This is a genomic window from Acidihalobacter aeolianus, assembly GCF_001753165.1.
In the GTDB taxonomy this organism is placed as follows: Bacteria; Pseudomonadota; Gammaproteobacteria; order DSM-5130; family Acidihalobacteraceae; genus Acidihalobacter; species Acidihalobacter aeolianus.
The window spans coordinates 179,557-195,991 of sequence record NZ_CP017448.1 but is presented as its reverse complement, the minus strand read 5'-3'; the positions used below and the strand labels follow the sequence as shown (position 1 = coordinate 195,991).

Below are 16,435 nucleotides of genomic sequence, written 5' to 3'. Positions count from 1 at the left end.
GACTTCGCCCGCCTCACGAAAACCGGGTCCCGGCGTCATCAAGACACGCGCGCCGCTCCTGTGGAACGGCGCGCGCAAGCCGCCATCCAGACTGCTGGTGGATGGTACCGGTCGGCTATTCTGGCGTTGGCGTCTGGCCGGCGGATGCCGGCTCCCACGCCGCAAGTCCCCACTCGTACCAGTCGTCGCCGAATAGTTCTGCCGGATGCGGGGTACGCTCCGTGCCGTTGCCGCAGCACAAGGAATCGGCGGGGCAGTATTTGTCGCACCCCCAACAGATGCGCTCGGGATATTTGGGGTGCATTGGGAATTTTTTAGCCACCGTCTTCGCCCTTACCGCACAGGCCGAATTGTACCCAGGAGCATTTTCTGGCTAATGGACGGTGGGCGCATTGACCGGTATCAATTGTGGCGGCGTACGCGGGGGCGTCAGGCCGCGTCTTCCTCGTCGTCGAGCAGGCGCACCGCCATTTCGTAGACCACGTTGCCGCCGACCTGATCCTGCGGATCGAGCGTGCGCAGGTGGCTCAACACGGCGTGCGCAGCCTCGGCCTCGCCTTGGCGCAGGCTGACGAAGCCGAGGGCCTTGAGGGTGTAGAGATAGCAGCGCACCGCCCCCCGTGCGGGATGCCACGCAGCGCTGTCAGGCCCGAGCTGGCGCCAATCGGCTGAAAAACCGGCCTCCGCGGCAGAGCGCTCCAGCACCTCCGCGATCAATGCGCGCGATGCCTCGAATCGGTTCGAGTACGCGTACATCTTATACAGCGCCACGGCCAGTTCCAGACGCTCGGGAAACTGAGCGCGCGCGGCGAGGAGCAGACGTTCGGTGCGCGCCGGGTCGGCATACACGTCCAACGGCTCGCGCAGTAGTTTCTGTAGTTCCATGGGAACCACGCCCTCGCCGCTGACGGGGACGTCGCCGAACAGATCACGCAATTGCATCGACCCGCTCCTGTTCGCGATAGATTGAGCCATACCCTTCCTCCACCAGCACCTGACGGACCGCAGGGCGCTCGAGCAGCCGTTGATAGTGCGCACGGCAATGGTATGGCAGGGGAATGCCGATGCGATCGGCCCAGAATTCGTTGTAGAACAGCGCAGCATCTGCGATGCCGAAGCGCCCGACCACATATTCGTGCCCGGCCAGGAGCGCCTCGATCAGGGTAAAACCCTGTTCGACGATCCGCCGGCCCCGAGCCGCCACTTCCTCCTGACCCGCCGCATCCGGCGCGAAGGTATCGGCCGTGAAAATGCGCGCGAAGCCCTGGGCATGTAGGGTGCCGACGGCATAGTTCATCACCTCCAGCACCCGTGCTTCGTCATCGGGCGTATCCGGGAGCAAGCCGCGCCGAGGATGGTTACGCGCCAGCCACCAGGCGATGGCCTGGAAATCGGTCAGCGCCGTACCGTCCGTGCGCACCAGGGTAGGGATGGTGCCCTTGGGATTCAGTGCGCGGTAAGCCGGAGCGTGCTGGTCACCCGCAAGCAGGTTAACCGTATAGGCCTCGAACACCAGTCCGATCTCTTCCAACAGGATGTGGATGCCGGTGCTGCAGGAGCCCGGCGTCATGTAGAAACGCATATTCATGCCTCGGCCTCCGCCGCCAGTTCGAACAAACCCCGCTCGCGCAGCATCGCCTTGAAGGCCTTCATCGTCGGTCGCGAGATCATCGTTTCGGCCAGCACCCGCTGCTCGTAAATCGTCTCTCGCAGTGTTTCATCCAGACGATCGCGCGCCTTGGCGATCAGCGTATGCAGGGCCGGGTTGAGCACCTCACCGGACTGTCTACGGACGGCTTCGTAGAGCCATGCCATGACGGCCTTTTCCTGTAGGTCCATCTTGCATTTGCCATCGAGGATTTTGAGCATCACCGCGGTGACGCAGTCCACCTCGATGGGCTTGAGCGGCGTATGCGCCGCCCACTGGGCGATCCGGTTTTGCAGCATGACCAGTCCGAGCTTGGGGTGCGCGGACTAACCAAGCAAGTACCGCGCCGGTAGCGTGACCATTGAATTACAAGGAATTTTAATCGTCGTCGACAAGCGGATTTGTCGGCAATGCGACAAGGGCGCAGCTTCAGTCAGGTCGCGGCGCAAGCGAGCGGCCCAGCCGACCGAACACCGGCAGCACCAGCAGCAGCGCAAGCATGATCAACCCCCCGCCGAGGGCGTAGCCGAGCGACAGCCGCTCGTGCAGCAGCAGCCAGCCCCACAACACGCCAAACAGCGGAATGAGAAAGGTCACCGTCAGCGTACTCAGCGCCCCAATCTCGGAAATCAAGCGGAAGAACAGGATGTAGGCGAACGAGGTGCATAGCAGGCCCAGTCCCAGCATCGACACCCAGACCTCGGCTCCGACCTGCGACCACGCCAGCGGCGCGGCGTAGCTCTGCCACAGCATGAAGGGCGCCAGTACGATGACGCCGCCGACCTGGCTGCCGAAGGCCACGGCGCGGTTGTCGATGGTACCGTGGTCCGAGATCAATCGCTTGGTGAGGAAGCCCGACAAGGCATAGCACACCGTTGCCATCAGACACGCCGCCACGGCCAGGGCCGTGGTCGCGTTCAGCGCCACCGGTCCGGTTTCGCTCAGCACCACCACGCCGCCCAGCCCCATGAATACGCCCAACACCTTTTTCGGCGTCACCTGCTCGCCGAAAAAGGTACCGCCGATAAGCACGCCCATGAGCGGCGTCATCGCATTGAGTATCGAGCTGTACGCCGCGGGCAGGACTTGCGCGGCGGCCGAGTAGAGCAGGAAGGGCAGGCCCGAGGTCAACGTACCGATAGCCGCCACCACCCAGAAACGGCCGGAGAAGCGCAGCGGCACGCGCATGATCGCCAACCAGACCAGCAACCCGAGTGCGCCGAGCATCACGCGGCCGAAGGCCGTGGTGACGATGCCGAGCACCGGCGCCGAAATTCGCAGGAACAGAAAACTCCCACCCCACAGGGCGGCAAGCAGCAGCAGGCGCAGCAGACTGTTGAGGGGCATGCGGGCGGGCCGGTGTGTGAGGCGCGTATTCTGCGCCCATGGCCCCCGCCACGCACTCCGTTTCTTGCTAGGGTCGGCTCAATGCGCCCCGAGCGGCCGTCCGTTCACCGTGACCTGTCCATGGCGGTAGACGAGGTCGACTGCATACCCCGCGCTCTCGCTGCGCAGCAGCCCCTGAGCCGCAAGGGCGCCGAGATATTGCTGCGCATCTTGCGCGAGCTGGTCTGCCGGTACGCCTTGACGGGCCAACATCATCGCGGCCAGCTCGCGTGCCAGCGATGTCGGCAAGTTCAGTGTTAGATGCGCGACCAAATCATCCGGCAAGGTGGTCAGCGAGGGAGTCGCCCCACCACTGGGTTCGAGCTCGGCATCGCCCGAACCGTCCAACGCGCCCTGCGGTGTGCCCAGATGCAGTCCGACCAGATGGAGCACCGGACGGTGCGCGAGCATCGACTGCGCCGAGGGAGTAATGAGCCCCAGCAGCCGTTGCATCGCCAGCCTGGGCGGTTCGCCGTTTTGCGCCTGCAATGCCGGTTGCGCCTCGCGCAACGTCCGCATCGCATCGATCAGCGCGGGCACGTAAAGATGGTCCAGACGCACCGCCAGCAGCGCCGGGCTGTATTCACTCCCGCCCACGTCGATACGTTGCACGTTCCACACCACACTGGAATCCGTATAGCCCTGGCTGGGGTCGGTGGTCGAACTACTCAGCGAAAGCCGGTGCAGCGAGAAGGCAGGCCCAGCGTCCGCGGCAGCAGGACGAACGGTCAATCCGGCCAACGTCAGGGTGCCCTTGCCGGCAGCGATACCCTGCACCATGTGGGTATCGAGCGACATGGCCATGCCTTCGAGCGCGACATCCATGGGCGGTCGGTTCTTTTCTGGCAGGTTATTGGCGTGCATTCCGCCCCATCTCACACTGACCTTGCCGACGGCCTGCCCATTGACCATGCGCAGATGCGGGATGTCCACCGCCACCGGATCGATAACGATCTTCGCCTGCGACGCCCCTGCAGCGGAAACCGTAATCACGCCGCTGCGCCCGTGTCCGTTCAGACGACTCCCTGTCGCGTTAAGAATAAGCTCGGAACCGGCCCAGTTCAGCACGGCACCCTGCTGGTCGGTCATGTGACCGGGGCTCACCCGTAGCGTGAAGGTATTACCACCGGTCAATGTCACTACATCGCGTACCTGATAGCTGCTACCCGCCTGACTCAGCAGCCGGTCAAGCCCGGCAACCCGGGTATCCACAACGGCACCAACCGGCATCAGGCTGACACCATCGCGTCTCCAGGCGGCGAACGGCAAAGGCCCGTAGGCGACATGCAAATGCAACACGATTGGTTGCTGCCGGCCCTGCTCCAGCTGGGTCAGACGCTTGTCGACCGGGGTGAGCGTAATCGTGTCCTGCTGCGAGAACCAACCTTTCGCCCCTGGCGCATAGCTTGCGGCGAACACACCCTCATGGTCGATTTGCGCAACCAGGGTCGTGAGCTGGCGATCGACCAGCCGGCTGGTGTAGAGCGGGCCCAGGCCTGCGGCAGCCGCAATGAGTGCGACAAGCACAACCAGCGTTGCAAAGGCTTTCTTCATGCGAAAGCTCCAGATCTGTCGTGATTTATAGTTCTAAATCCTTACAACAAAACCACGTCGGTTCCATTTTCACTGCATTGTGTGACCTTATCGCGGCAATGAAAACCCCACATACAGCTTGAGCGTGTCCACACTTCATGGCGCAGACAAGCAACGCCCCTCGTCGGCAAGACGTGCGAAACCCTCCACCAGAGCGTCCAATACCTTGCGCACCGCGGGTCGCATGCCCCGGCGACTGGCGTAGGCGGCATGGATATGCCCTTCTGGCGAGGTCCAACCGGGTAGCAGTCGCTGCAATTCACCCCGTTGCAGTGCCTCATGTACCGTAAGCAAGGGCAGTTCCGCGCAGCCCACGCCACTGACCGCCGCATTGAGCAGCGCGTTCATATCGTCTACCACCAGGCGCGGTCGGTGCGCCACCTCCTCCCGCTCGCCATCCGGTCCGAGCAGCGTCCAGACATTCTGTTCCGGCGCATTGCCGAGACCAAGCGAAGGCAGGCGTGCCAGGTCTCGCGGCACGGCCGGTGGCGGCGCATTGGTCAGCAACGCGGGCGCACAGACAAGGACGTGAGGGCTGACGGCCAGTGGCCTGATCACCTCATCACCGGGCAACTCGGCCTCGGCGCTACGCACCCGTAGCGCAAAATCCACCCCGTCCTGCCAGACGTCGACGCTGCGGTTGCTGGCCTGCACGTGCAGCGACACCTTGGGCCAGGCATTCAGGAACCGAGTCAGCATGTCCCCCACTGCCGAGTGCAGCAGGGTCGGCGGGCAACTGAGACGCACGCAGCCACTCGGCTCCGAGGTCTGCTCCGCGATCACCGCCTCGGCCTGCTCGGCCTCGGCCAACATGGCGCGACAATGGCGCAGATACGCGGCACCGACCTCGGTGAGGGCGAAGCGCCGCGTGGTGCGCTGCAGCAGGCGCACGCCGAGGCGCTCCTCCAGCTGCGCGACGCGTCGGCTGAGCTTGGACTTCGGCACGCGCAGCGCGCGCCCAGCCGGGGCGAAGCCGCCGTGTTCGGCGACGGCGGCGAAATAGGCCAGATCATTGAGATCCTTCATGCGATATGCACCTCGCCTCATTGTCCCGCCAATGGAACGATGAAACCCGATTTTGCCAACTTTTCTTGGCATCGTCCCGGCTTCATTATGCATTGCATTGGAGCCACTCGGCTCCCAGCACTTAGCCAGGAGCTTCGCCATGAGCACGAAAACCATTCTCGACACCAGCAGCGCACCCGACCGCCACTGGGTTGGCGACGGCTTTCCGGTACACGGCATGTTCGGCTACAACGGCCCCGAAGTGTCCCGACGCAGCCCGTTCCTGATGCTCGACTACGCAGCTCCCTATGAATTCAGCCCCAACCCGGGCGGTCGGCGCGGCGTGGGCGAACACCCACACCGCGGCTTCGAGACCGTGACCATCGTCTACGACGGCGAGGTGGAGCACCGCGATTCGACCGGCGCCGGCGGCATCATCGGCCCCGGCGACGTGCAGTGGATGACCGCCGGCGGCGGCATCCTGCACGAGGAATTCCACTCCGCGGCGTACAGCCGGACCGGCGGACGTTTCGAGGTCGCGCAGCTATGGGTCAACCTGCCGGCCAAGGACAAGATGACTCCGGCGCATTACCAGGGCATCACCGCCGCCCAGATCCCCGCGGTGCCATTGCCCGACGATGCCGGACTCGTCCGCGTCATCGCCGGCGAATTCTCCGGCCAGCGCGGTCCGGCCGTGACCTACACGGCGATGAACGTGTGGGACGTGCGCCTGCAAGCCGGCGCCACGGCCGAACTGCCGCAGCCGGAGGGCTGGAGCGTGATCGTGGTAGTGATGGCCGGCACGGTACGCATCAACGGCGACAAAGTGTTGCGCCACGCCGAGATGGCGACCCTGTCCACGGCCGGCAGCGGCCTCGATATCTCTGCCGACGACGAGGCCAAGCTGCTGCTGCTCGCCGGCGAGCCGATCGACGAGCCGGTGGTGGGTTACGGACCCTTCGTGATGAACTCGCGCGAGGAGATCATGCACGCCATCGACGACTTCAACCGCGGCCGTTTCGGCGCGATGGGCTGAGCCGTTCCGCGGCGCCCCCAGGGGCGCCACACCTTTCCGCACTGCTTTCGCAGGCTCCCCGAACGCCGCTCACTTCAGCGGCAGATACACGTCCGTGACCAGTGCGTGCTCCGGCGTCTCCGGCAGCAGATTGCGGTAGCGGAAGAACAACGGGAAATCGCGCAGTTCCTCACCGCTTGCCGGCAGCCAGTCGCGATAGAGGTAGTAGGCGACCTCCCCGATCCCCTGGTGCGAACCGTGATGGCGCACCACGGCACAGCGCCCGCCCGGAATCTCCCGGTTCACCACGTCCTGCGGATTGTCCTCGGGAATGGGTTGCGCCACCGAACCGCATACGTCGAAGCGGAAATCCTCGGGCGGCGTCGTGTGGGGATCATCGTAGGCGATGCCGAAGGTCCCGCTGCTCCCGACCGGCGACAGCCCACTCGTCTTACGCCACTCGATGAGTCGCATCGCGGCGTCGTTGACGCTGTCGGGGTGGCCGCGATGCTCCACGGTGGCCAGCAGGGTTTGTGGGAACTCGACGATATTCACGTCCATGGTCTGTGTCCTCTGTCTGATCGGCAAACGGTAACGCTCGTTCCACGGCTGCCAGGCCGGGCTCTTCCTGAATTGCGAGGGCGTCTGGCCGAAGGCCTGCTTGAACGCACGGCAGAACGACTCCGGATTCTCGAAACCCGCATCAAGGGCGATGTCGGTAATGCGCGAATCCGCACCGAACGCCAGGCGGTAAGAGGCCTGCCTCAACCGCATCAACTGGATGTAGCGCGCGACGCTGATGCCGGCGTACAGCGAAAACTGCCGGTGGAAATGAAACTTCGAGAAATTCGCCACCCGGCTCAGGCGTTCCACCGACAGCTCCTCTGCCAGATGCTCGGCGATGTAATCGAACACCCGCCCTAAACGTTCGGCGTACGCCGCTGGTTTGGCATCGTTCACGTCCTGCCCCCTCGATTCTGGCGCTACTATGCCAACGTTCGCCGCCCACGGCTTGACCCTGCTTGCTGTATGCCACGGATTCACCACCACAGCCGGCTAAAGTCCGCCGAACAGGATTCTAGAATCCACGGATGCCAGGAAAAGTCATACTTATGAACTATTATTTTCCCATGCGGTCGCTTTACCCAAAGGCACAAAAAATAATCCGGGTTTACACCCATCACTCGGTGGCTGAGTACCCATGATTGACCCATGAGGCAGCACACATGGCAGATATGCCCAACATTGGTCCGTTTGCGCCCCTCCCATGGCGATTCGCCCAGCAGGGCACTGAATCCGCCACATCATCCGGGAGTCGGTAATGGGCTTACGCGGTCGCCTGCTGACCCTCATGGGTCTCGCCCTACTACCTGCCTTCGGGCTGATGCTCGTCAGCACCCGGATCGAGCGCAGCGCGGTACGTAACGAAGCCGAACGCTATGCGCTCACACTCAGTCAGACCGAGGCCCTCAATCAACTCAAGACCATCGAAGAGGCGCGCACGGCCCTGATCCTGTTAGCCGGATTACGCCAACTGCCCAGTTCGCCGCATCACTGCGATCGCTACCTGCGTCACTTTGTGGATCAGGAACCTCGCCTCGCCAATATCGGTATCACCAATCCCAACGGCAGGTTGCTATGCAGCGCCCTACCCGTGCACCGGCGCACGGTCGGCGCGGCCGAAACGCCGCTGGCAAGACTCGTAAGTGCAGACTGGCAATTCACGCTAAATGACCGTGCCGCCCGATCTTCGCGGGGCAGACCTTCTCTGATCGAAACCTATCCCGTCATGGGGGCGAGCGGTTCTGTGTCTCACATACTGTTCGCCGTCATGCCCACAGCCTAGTTCGTAGCCGACGCAGCGCATGATCACCTGCCCCATGGCGCATTCCTTACCCTGGTCAATGCAGCCGGGCACATTCTCGCCAGTTACCCGCAAACCCAGGATGCCGCGGATGCGGAGCAGACGCTGCTTAGGCACATCCGCACACATCTCCAAACCACTTCATGGGTAGGCCGCACCCACCTCAGGGGACATGACTGGGCGGTCACGTCGAGTCCTTTGGACACGCGCGTTGATGAACACGGACTGCACGTCATCGTCGCTATCCCGATGGCAACTCAGATGCTCACCCTGCAACACGCTCTTTACTGGAACATCGCCGCACTGGTCATTTTTGCGCTCATAACCCTGCTGCTTGCGTGGTATGGCGGCGATCTGCTCATCCTGCGCCCCGTTCGACGATTGGCGAACAGCGCCTCACGGATTGCCTCCGGCGATTACAGCGTGCGGAGCGGAATCAGGCGTGGTCCCAGCGAAATCGCATTCCTCGGCCAGACCTTCGACGGCATGGCCACTGCGCTGGAGAAACGCACGCACGACCAAGCAAGACAGCAGCAACGCATCGCCAGGCTCAACCGCATCTACCGCTTACTCAGCGCCATCAACGGCGCCATCATCCGCATCCGCGACCGTGAAGATCTGCTACATGAAGCCTGCCGTATCGTGATTGAGCAGGGACAGCTGCGCTTCGCATGGGTCGGCATGATCGAGCCGTCCAGCAATGTCGTCCGACTCAAGGCGCATGAAGGTGAGGCCGAAGCATTCGTGCGTTCGATCCGGGTCAGCTTCGATCCCGACGACACCGAGGGCCGAGGACTTGTCGGCAATGCCATCCGCACCGGCGAACATCAGGTGTCCAACGACGTCGATCACGATCCACGCCTGCAGCCCTGGCGCGAAGGCCTGCTTGCAGCCGACATCCATTCGGCCGCTGCCTTTCCGCTCAAGGTGCGTGGCTCATGTATCGGCGCGATTGCCTTGTACGCCCACGAACACGACTACTTTGACGACCAGGAGCTGACCCTGCTCGACGAACTGGCAGCCGACTGCTCGCTGGTCCTCGAAAACATCGAAAAGGACCAGCAGATCAGTTTCCTGGCGAACTGGGACACACTGACCCGGCTCCCTAACCGCACCCTGTTCGAGGATCGGGCACGTCAGGAACTTCGGCGCAGTGAGGATCTGGGAAAACAGGGCGCCATTGTGGCCATCAGCATCGCCAACTATCCGTCGATCAGCGACCGCAGAGGCCGTGCCGCGGGAGACAAGATACTCATAGAGGTATCCGCACGCCTTGCCTCGCTCAGCATGGCTGGCATTCCGACGGATGGACTCGCAGACCATATTGCACGGATCGGCAACAACGATTTCGCCATCATCATCGGGATCGCAAATTCACCCGGCGAGCTCCACGAACTCGCACAAACGATACGCAACAATCTGGCCAGACCGGTCCCTCTGGAAAACGAATTTACCGAACTGGACGTACGGATCGGCATCGCGCTTTACCCTGACCACTCCCGCAAGGTCGAGGACCTCATCCAGCATGCCTTGTTTGCGGCACACATGCAGACCCAGTCTGCGCCGGCGCGGCGCACCGCGGTTTATTCCGTCGGCGAAGATACCGCTGCCCAGGCCCGATTCTCCCTGGAAGCGGCCTTGCGTATGGCCATCGAGCGCGAGGAATTCTTTCTCGAATACCAACCTCGCGTGGATGTCGAAACGGGTGAAGTGACCAGCGCCGAGGCCTTGCTGCGCTGGGACCGTCCGGAACACGGTCGCGTGCCGCCCAGTGAATTTATCGACGTGCTCGAAGAAACCGGCCTGATCGTCCCCGTTGGGGAGTGGGTGACACGCACCGCGATGCAGCATCGGCTCGCCATGCGAGAACGCGTGAGCGACAACTTCGTCATCTCGATCAACGCCTCAAGCTGCGAATTACGCTCCATCGATTATGCGGAACGCATGCGCCGTTTGCTTCAGGAAACCGGCGCACGCCCGGAGTGGATTGAAATCGAGCTCACGGAATCCGGGCTTGTGGAAAACGGCAATGCCACACTGGCACAGCTTGGGGCGCTCAAGAATCTGGGTATGCAGCTTTCGATCGATGATTTCGGCACCGGCTATTCGTCCCTGAACTACCTACGCCAATTCCCCGTCGATGCGCTCAAGATCGACCAGACCTTTGTGCGCGAGCTCGGCCACACCCATGACGCCCTGGTGATCATCAAATGCATCGTCGGCCTCGCCAAGGCGCTGAACCTCAGCGTCGTCGCAGAGGGTGTCGAAACCGAATCGCAACAAGAAATGCTCAGACAGGTCGGCTGCGACGAATTCCAGGGATACCTTTTCAGTCGGCCACTGGGCCCGGAAGCGCTGGATAGATTCCTGGCTAACTCACTGTAGCCATCGCTTCCAAGCGCGGCCGCTCACTCACCGCCCTGCAGCTTGTCCTCGGTCCGCAGCTCGAAATCGCTGGCGTCGTGGCGCTCGCGGAGTTGTTCCGAGGGTTCGCCGCGCATGCGGTTGACCATGCGCCCGCGGCGCACCGCCTCGCGTGCATGGATCGACTCCGCCCAGCGCACCACGTTGCGATATTCGTGCACCGAGAGAAATTCCCCCGCGTCGTACAGCTGGCCCAGCGCCAGCTCGCCGTACCACGGGTAGATGCCCATGTCGGCGATGGTGTACTCGTCGCCGGCAATGAATTCGCGCTCGGCCAGGTTGCGGTCGAGCACGTCGAGCTGACGCTTGACCTCCATCGCGTAGCGGTCGATGGGGTACTGCCACTTCTCCGGCGCATAGGCGTAGAAGTGGCCGAAACCGCCGCCCAGGTCGGCCGTGGCGCCCATGTGCCAGAATAGCCAGTTCAGCGCCTCGGTACGCTTGTGATGTTCGGTCGGCAGAAAGGCGCCGAATTTCTCCGCCAGATACAGCAGGATCGAGCCCGACTCGAACACGCGCGTCGGCGGCTCCGTGCTGCGATCCAGCATCGCCGGAATCTTCGAGTTGGGATTCACCTCGACGAAGCCGCTGGAAAACTGCTCGCCTTCGAGGATGTTGATCAGCCAGGCATCGTACTCCGCCCCCGCATGCCCGAGCGCCAGCAGCTCCTCCAGCATGATGGTGACCTTGATGCCATTGGGCGTGCCCAGCGAATAAAGCTGCAGCGGATGCTTGCCGACCGGCAGAACCTTCTCGTGCGTCGCCCCGGCGATCGGCCGGTTGATTCTGGCGAATTGACCGCCGTTCTCGCGTTCCCAGGTCCAGACCTTCGGAGGGGTATAGCCGGCAGGATCGGTCATATCTACTCCTGATTGCGTGGTTCGGGGTGGACGCTTCCCGGGCTTCGTCCCGAGTTACGTCACAATGCCTAATTACGACCGGGTGTCTCTCTCGGGGGTTCCATAGCCATCGGAACGCACCGTTTGTAAGGTACCGCACCGATGTGGCCGACGCGCGAATGGGCAGTTGCCACCGGTTTGGGGCTCAGTGCACACCCCCAGCCGAACGACGGGCATACCTCAGCGACGCAACGCCTGAAATTGATGGGTGATGTGCCCCGCCAGCGCCTCGCTTGCCTGACCGCAACCTGCACGCGGTATCAGCCGTATCTGGTATTCGCTCAGCGGCGGCAGCCCAGCCTCGTGACCGACACGCTTCAATGGCGCACGCACGAGACTTGCGGGGAAGGGCGCCACGGCGAGATCCGCCAACATGGCGGCTTCCTGGCCGGCACAGTGTTCGCTGGTATATGCGATCCGGTAAAGCAGACCCGCCCGGTCCAGCGCGGACAAAGCCGCCTTGCGCCAGACACAGCCATGATTGGCGAGTGCAAGAGGAATCGGCGTCCGCTGTGAGGCGACACCGCCCTCGCGACTGGCCCAGACCAGGGGCTCGCTGTGCACCACCTCTCCCCGGCCTGACAGCTCACCGTTACCGTCGGCGGTCACCAGAATCAAGTCGAGTTCGCCCTTATCCAGCTGAGACAACAGTTCGAGACTGGCACCCATGGTCACGTCGACCTCAACGGCCGGATGGCTACGCGCAAACTGCGCCAGCACACCGGGCAGGATTCGCGTACCCACATCGTCGGGGGTACCGAAACGCACGCGACCTTCGAGCGTGGGCGCGAGAAACTGGGAAACCGCCTCCTCGTTGAGTCGTAGCAATCGTCTGCCGTATCCCAGCAGCAATTCGCCCTCGGGCGTTAAACTGACTCGGCGTGCCTCACGCACAAACAGAGACTTCCCCAGCGTTTCCTCCAGCCGCTTGATCTGCATGCTCAAGGCCGAAGGTGTGCGAAACACCTGTCTTGCGGCACGCGTAAAACTCCCTGTTTCGGCGATCGTCACAAACGATTGCAGCACATCGGTATCGAGCAACGGCATTGCGCTGCGTTCTTCGATCCGGTCGCTGTCGGGTTTAAGAGGTAACGCCATCGCGGATGCTTTCAGTTTTACTGAAAGCTAAGTGTATATCTTTTCGTTTGAATTAACACAAAACACCCGCCATCCTCCACCTCAAGGTTCGCGACCTTCATCGACCCAGACATCCGTAACCCTGCCCGTAATCGGGCGGGTACCGCAGGGAGTATTGCCATGAAGCAGCGCGGCCCTTTACACCGTCACCGATGGAGCACTGTACTGCACCATCGGATAACACACTGGCTGGAAACCCGGCAGCAGCGCCAAATGCTGGAAAGGCTACTGGCTTACGACGACCATCAGTTGGACGATCTTGGCTATCACCGGCAGGACCTGCTCGACGCCATTGCGTTGCCCTGGAGCGTGGACGCGCTCACCAGCTTGACACGCTGGCGGCAAGAACGCCGTGCTGGCCTTCGATGAGTTATCCGTTATTTTTCGCATATTCAGAAATCGACGGCCTCGCCGCGGCCGGCATCGAAACGGATTTCCAGCTCGGTCGGGCACTCGTCACGCATGAGCATGAAGAAATGGGTCTTGGGCAGATGAACCGGATGTATCGGGTCGAAAGCCGAATCGCTGCGCGCAAGCGCGAAACGGCGATCATGCGGCAGGCAGCGGCCGGCTTCGAGGGGCACGGCGGCGAGCGCCTCGGGACTGAGCCCCTTGGCGGGATAGCGGTAGAGGCGTTCGACGACGAGGCTCATGGCTTCTCCCGGTTCGAAACGTCCGGCAGCACGATTCTGGCGTAAAAATATAGTGTATTTCGTTGAAACCAAGCATTCATCTTCAGTTCTGCTTGATTGCAAGACCTGACCCTGAAACTCCCTATTGAGTTGAAGTCAATCAAAAATGTATTTTATCGGTTTAGGTCACATCGCGTTATTTATCTTATGAATGAAAAAGACACGACCTTAACGCTATCCGGTTCGTCAACTGCCTTTTCACTACCGGACGAGGACATACTTGCCGCCATGCGGGAGATGTCCGGATATTTCGATATTACACCCGACGATTTTCGTGAAATCTACCAGTTGGCTCACGCGCATGTTTTCGATCGACTATTTGCCGATTTGTCCGTGCGCGCCCTGTTAAAGAAAGATCTGTCCGCGCTACGCCCGGAACTGAGCCTGACCGCGGCCGCAGAACAGATGGCGAAGCAACACGCACACACTCTTCCGGTTGTGGATGATGCTGCGCGTGTCATTGGGACCATCAGTGAACCTAATTTTCTCAGACCCTACGGCGCAGACACTTTTTTTGCCATGGTCTTTGAACTCCAGGCGCATGACGAGCAATTCCTGCACTATTGCGAGCGTACCCAAGTCGCTGCTGTCATGACAGTCCCTCCACCGATATTGCGGGTGGAAGATGACTTGCTGGCGGTTGCAAAGGGCTTTCACGAACGCGACGAACAGCGATTGGCCGTTGTTGACGAGAACCAGTGTCTCATGGGCGTTGTCCTACGGAGAGACTTTCTGCAGCGATTTCACCTCCAGGATGTGCTGTGATGGCCCGCTCTGGGGCACTACAGCGTCAGCGCTACTGGGCCAAGTGGCGGGGGCGCGGTCACCAGTTACCACCACGCGTCAATGCCAGCGAACTCTTCTGGTCTTTTATTGGCTCCGTCTTGGGCATCGGGGCAGTGGGTCTGTGTAGTATATGGTTTGACGGAACGGACCGAATCCTGGTGATCGGCTCACTCGGCGCATCTTCAGTACTGGTTTTCGCGGCGCCCCGTAGCCCGCTCGCGCAGCCGCGTAATCTGATCGGCGGTAATCTGTTATCCGCACTGGTGGGTGTTTCGTGTTACCTCGTCTTCAGCCGTTGGCCCGTCTTGGCTGCTGCCTTGGCGGTTGGGTTGGCCATTACCGTTATGCACCTTACCCGCACGCTGCATCCACCCGGCGGAGCTACGGCGCTAGTAGCCGTCATCGGCTCTCCCAAAATTCATGCCATGGGTTATTTTTTTGTGCTCTTCCCGGCATTGCTTGCGCCGATGATTCTTTTGCTGATCGGGTTGGTGGTTAACAATATCCTGAATCCGTAACTTAGCAGGCCATTATGATGTGATAAATACCGTAATTTATAGGCTATATTGCTAAAATAGATGCTCTCGAAAAGGTCACTCAGTCAGTGAAAAAATGAAGCGCTTAAAAATTGAACAATCAGATGCAGATATCATCAGCCACAGTGGCCTGGCACTGATCGGTCAGGCCATAAAACGCCACACGAAGCTGAGTAGCCAGCTGGATGCAAGCATCCCGTTACGCCATGGCATCAAGCATTCTGATGTCATCAAGAGCTACCTGGCATTACTGAGTATCGGAAAAAGCGATTTTGAGGCCATCAATACCATTGAGAGTGAATTCTATTTCATGAGCGCGATGGATATCAATGACATCCCTTGCGAAGCGACACTGCGCCAACGCATGGATAAACATGCGGAACACTTTTTGCCCATCGTCGAGAGAGCCAGCCGGGATTTTCTGAGCAATATCCAACCTACGCTACGGCCCTTGCCCACCGGACATATTCCGATCGATGCCGATGTGACCCCGATGGATAATTCGGGCAGCCACAAAGAAGGCGTATCGAGAACCTATAAGGGACATGACGGGTTTGCCCCCATGGCGGTATACCTCGGCCAGGAAGGCTATTGTATCGGCTTTGACTTTCGTGAAGGCAAGCAGCATTGCCAGAAAGACACACCGGCCTTGCTGGCAAAGACCTTGCGACAGGCCCGGGAAATCACAACGCAGCCCCTTTTGCTCAGGCTCGATGGTGGCAACGATTCCATCGAGAACATCGACGTCATCCTCGAGCACAGCGAAGACCATAAAACCCAGTCCCCTGTTGATTTCCTCATCAAATGGAATCCCCGCAAACAGGATAAAGCCTATTGGCTTGGGCTTGCGGAACAAAAAGGACGATGGGAAGAGCCACGGGAAGGCAAGCGGATAGCCACTTTCAGTCTGCAGGTTTCGCGGCAATGGCAAGGTGATGAGTATTCGGTACGGCAGGTCATTCGTCTCACTGAAAGAACCCTTGATAAACAGGGGCAGATATTGCTGGTTCCCGAGATTGATCTTGAAGGATGGTGGACAAGCCTGGACATCAGTGAAGGCGATATCATTCAGCTTTATGCGGATCATGGTACATCGGAACAGTTCCACAGCGAATTTAAAACTGACATGGATATCGAACGCTTGCCCTCCGGGAAATTCGCCACCAATGCGTTGGTATTGGGAGCCAGTGTGCTGGCCTACAATATCCTGCGCTGGATTGGGCAAAACGGCTTGTTGGGTCCAACGTCTCCGAAACGCAACAAAGCGAAAAGGCGACGGATCAAGACAGTGATGCAAGAGCTGATGTATGTTGCCGCACGCATCATCCGAACATCGCGCTACATCAAGATAGGCTTTGGCAAAGGTTGCCGTGCACTTCAGGCCTTTGAAACGGTGTATCAGAAACTGGCCTACGGATAAAGAAAGGCCGATAAGCGTGGCCAAACGGGC

General features: G+C 60.8%; 18 protein-coding genes. 7 read left to right on the top strand and 11 right to left on the bottom strand.

The window, feature by feature from the left end; all coding sequences use genetic code 11:
* Nucleotides 1-115 precede the first annotated feature (115 nt).
* The 7 genes from BJI67_RS16535 to BJI67_RS00925 form a co-directional block, all read right to left on the bottom strand.
* A complete protein-coding gene (locus tag BJI67_RS16535; protein WP_083250512.1) occupies nucleotides 116-322 on the bottom strand; it encodes a DUF3079 domain-containing protein in 207 nt (68 codons plus the stop codon).
* Nucleotides 323-429: 107 nt separating this feature from the next.
* A complete protein-coding gene (locus tag BJI67_RS00950; protein ID WP_070071422.1) occupies nucleotides 430-942 on the bottom strand; it encodes a hypothetical protein in 513 nt (170 codons plus the stop codon).
* Nucleotides 929-1,588 carry a glutathione S-transferase family protein gene (locus BJI67_RS00945; protein ID WP_070071421.1) on the bottom strand — a complete coding sequence of 220 codons (660 nt, stop codon included), beginning with the start codon at nucleotides 1,586-1,588 and terminating at the stop codon, nucleotides 929-931. Before BJI67_RS00945 ends, BJI67_RS00950 begins: the two co-directional genes overlap by 14 nt.
* Nucleotides 1,585-1,947: a hypothetical protein gene (locus tag BJI67_RS00940; protein WP_070071420.1), complete on the bottom strand. Its 363-nt coding sequence runs from the start codon at nucleotides 1,945-1,947 to the stop codon at nucleotides 1,585-1,587. Before BJI67_RS00940 ends, BJI67_RS00945 begins: the two co-directional genes overlap by 4 nt.
* A gap of 130 nt (nucleotides 1,948-2,077) precedes the next feature.
* Complete coding sequence (locus tag BJI67_RS00935; protein WP_070071419.1) at nucleotides 2,078-2,995, bottom strand: DMT family transporter; 918 nt, start codon at nucleotides 2,993-2,995, stop codon at nucleotides 2,078-2,080.
* Nucleotides 2,996-3,073: 78 nt separating this feature from the next.
* Complete coding sequence (locus BJI67_RS00930) at nucleotides 3,074-4,588, bottom strand: YdgA family protein (RefSeq protein WP_070071418.1); 1,515 nt, start codon at nucleotides 4,586-4,588, stop codon at nucleotides 3,074-3,076.
* A 135-nt stretch (nucleotides 4,589-4,723) separates the two neighbouring features.
* Nucleotides 4,724-5,653: a LysR substrate-binding domain-containing protein gene (locus BJI67_RS00925; protein ID WP_070071417.1), complete on the bottom strand. Its 930-nt coding sequence runs from the start codon at nucleotides 5,651-5,653 to the stop codon at nucleotides 4,724-4,726.
* Between the two features lie 139 nt (nucleotides 5,654-5,792).
* Between BJI67_RS00925 and BJI67_RS00920 the strand changes: the two genes are divergently transcribed.
* A complete protein-coding gene (locus BJI67_RS00920) occupies nucleotides 5,793-6,668 on the top strand; it encodes a pirin family protein (RefSeq protein WP_070071416.1) in 876 nt (291 codons plus the stop codon).
* Nucleotides 6,669-6,737: 69 nt separating this feature from the next.
* On the opposite strand, the gene BJI67_RS00915 is transcribed toward BJI67_RS00920, so the two are convergent.
* Nucleotides 6,738-7,607, bottom strand: a complete 870-nt coding sequence (locus tag BJI67_RS00915; RefSeq protein WP_070071415.1) for an AraC family transcriptional regulator — start codon at nucleotides 7,605-7,607, stop codon at nucleotides 6,738-6,740.
* Nucleotides 7,608-7,968: 361 nt separating this feature from the next.
* Between BJI67_RS00915 and BJI67_RS00910 the strand changes: the two genes are divergently transcribed.
* Complete coding sequence (locus tag BJI67_RS00910; RefSeq protein ID WP_070071414.1) at nucleotides 7,969-8,493, top strand: PDC sensor domain-containing protein; 525 nt, start codon at nucleotides 7,969-7,971, stop codon at nucleotides 8,491-8,493.
* A 279-nt stretch (nucleotides 8,494-8,772) separates the two neighbouring features.
* The gene (locus BJI67_RS00905) at nucleotides 8,773-10,896 is read left to right on the top strand and encodes a putative bifunctional diguanylate cyclase/phosphodiesterase (RefSeq protein ID WP_070071413.1); all 2,124 of its coding nucleotides are present in this window, start codon (nucleotides 8,773-8,775) and stop codon (nucleotides 10,894-10,896) included.
* 23 nt (nucleotides 10,897-10,919) lie between these two features.
* Here BJI67_RS00905 and yghU read toward each other — a convergent pair whose 3' ends face one another.
* A complete protein-coding gene (gene yghU, locus BJI67_RS00900) occupies nucleotides 10,920-11,795 on the bottom strand; it encodes a glutathione-dependent disulfide-bond oxidoreductase (RefSeq protein ID WP_070071412.1) in 876 nt (291 codons plus the stop codon).
* 219 nt (nucleotides 11,796-12,014) lie between these two features.
* Complete coding sequence (locus tag BJI67_RS00895) at nucleotides 12,015-12,932, bottom strand: LysR substrate-binding domain-containing protein (protein WP_070071411.1); 918 nt, start codon at nucleotides 12,930-12,932, stop codon at nucleotides 12,015-12,017.
* Nucleotides 12,933-13,091: 159 nt separating this feature from the next.
* On the opposite strand from BJI67_RS00895, the gene BJI67_RS17180 reads away from it, so the two are divergent.
* Nucleotides 13,092-13,340 carry a DUF1127 domain-containing protein gene (locus BJI67_RS17180; protein WP_156781974.1) on the top strand — a complete coding sequence of 83 codons (249 nt, stop codon included), beginning with the start codon at nucleotides 13,092-13,094 and terminating at the stop codon, nucleotides 13,338-13,340.
* Nucleotides 13,341-13,363: 23 nt separating this feature from the next.
* Here the strand turns inward: BJI67_RS17180 and BJI67_RS00890 are convergent, their stop codons facing one another.
* Nucleotides 13,364-13,624 carry an MOSC domain-containing protein gene (locus tag BJI67_RS00890; RefSeq protein WP_070071410.1) on the bottom strand — a complete coding sequence of 87 codons (261 nt, stop codon included), beginning with the start codon at nucleotides 13,622-13,624 and terminating at the stop codon, nucleotides 13,364-13,366.
* 186 nt (nucleotides 13,625-13,810) lie between these two features.
* On the opposite strand from BJI67_RS00890, the gene BJI67_RS00885 reads away from it, so the two are divergent.
* The 3 genes from BJI67_RS00885 (at nucleotide 13,811) to BJI67_RS00875 (ending at nucleotide 16,405) form a co-directional block, all read left to right on the top strand.
* Nucleotides 13,811-14,428, top strand: coding sequence for a CBS domain-containing protein (locus tag BJI67_RS00885; protein WP_156781973.1), 618 nt, complete (start codon nucleotides 13,811-13,813; stop codon nucleotides 14,426-14,428).
* Nucleotides 14,428-14,967 carry an HPP family protein gene (locus BJI67_RS00880; protein WP_070071408.1) on the top strand — a complete coding sequence of 180 codons (540 nt, stop codon included), beginning with the start codon at nucleotides 14,428-14,430 and terminating at the stop codon, nucleotides 14,965-14,967. Before BJI67_RS00885 ends, BJI67_RS00880 begins: the two co-directional genes overlap by 1 nt.
* Before the next feature lie 94 nt (nucleotides 14,968-15,061).
* The gene (locus tag BJI67_RS00875; protein ID WP_070071407.1) at nucleotides 15,062-16,405 is read left to right on the top strand and encodes an IS1380 family transposase; all 1,344 of its coding nucleotides are present in this window, start codon (nucleotides 15,062-15,064) and stop codon (nucleotides 16,403-16,405) included.
* Nucleotides 16,406-16,435: the final 30 nt, after the last annotated feature.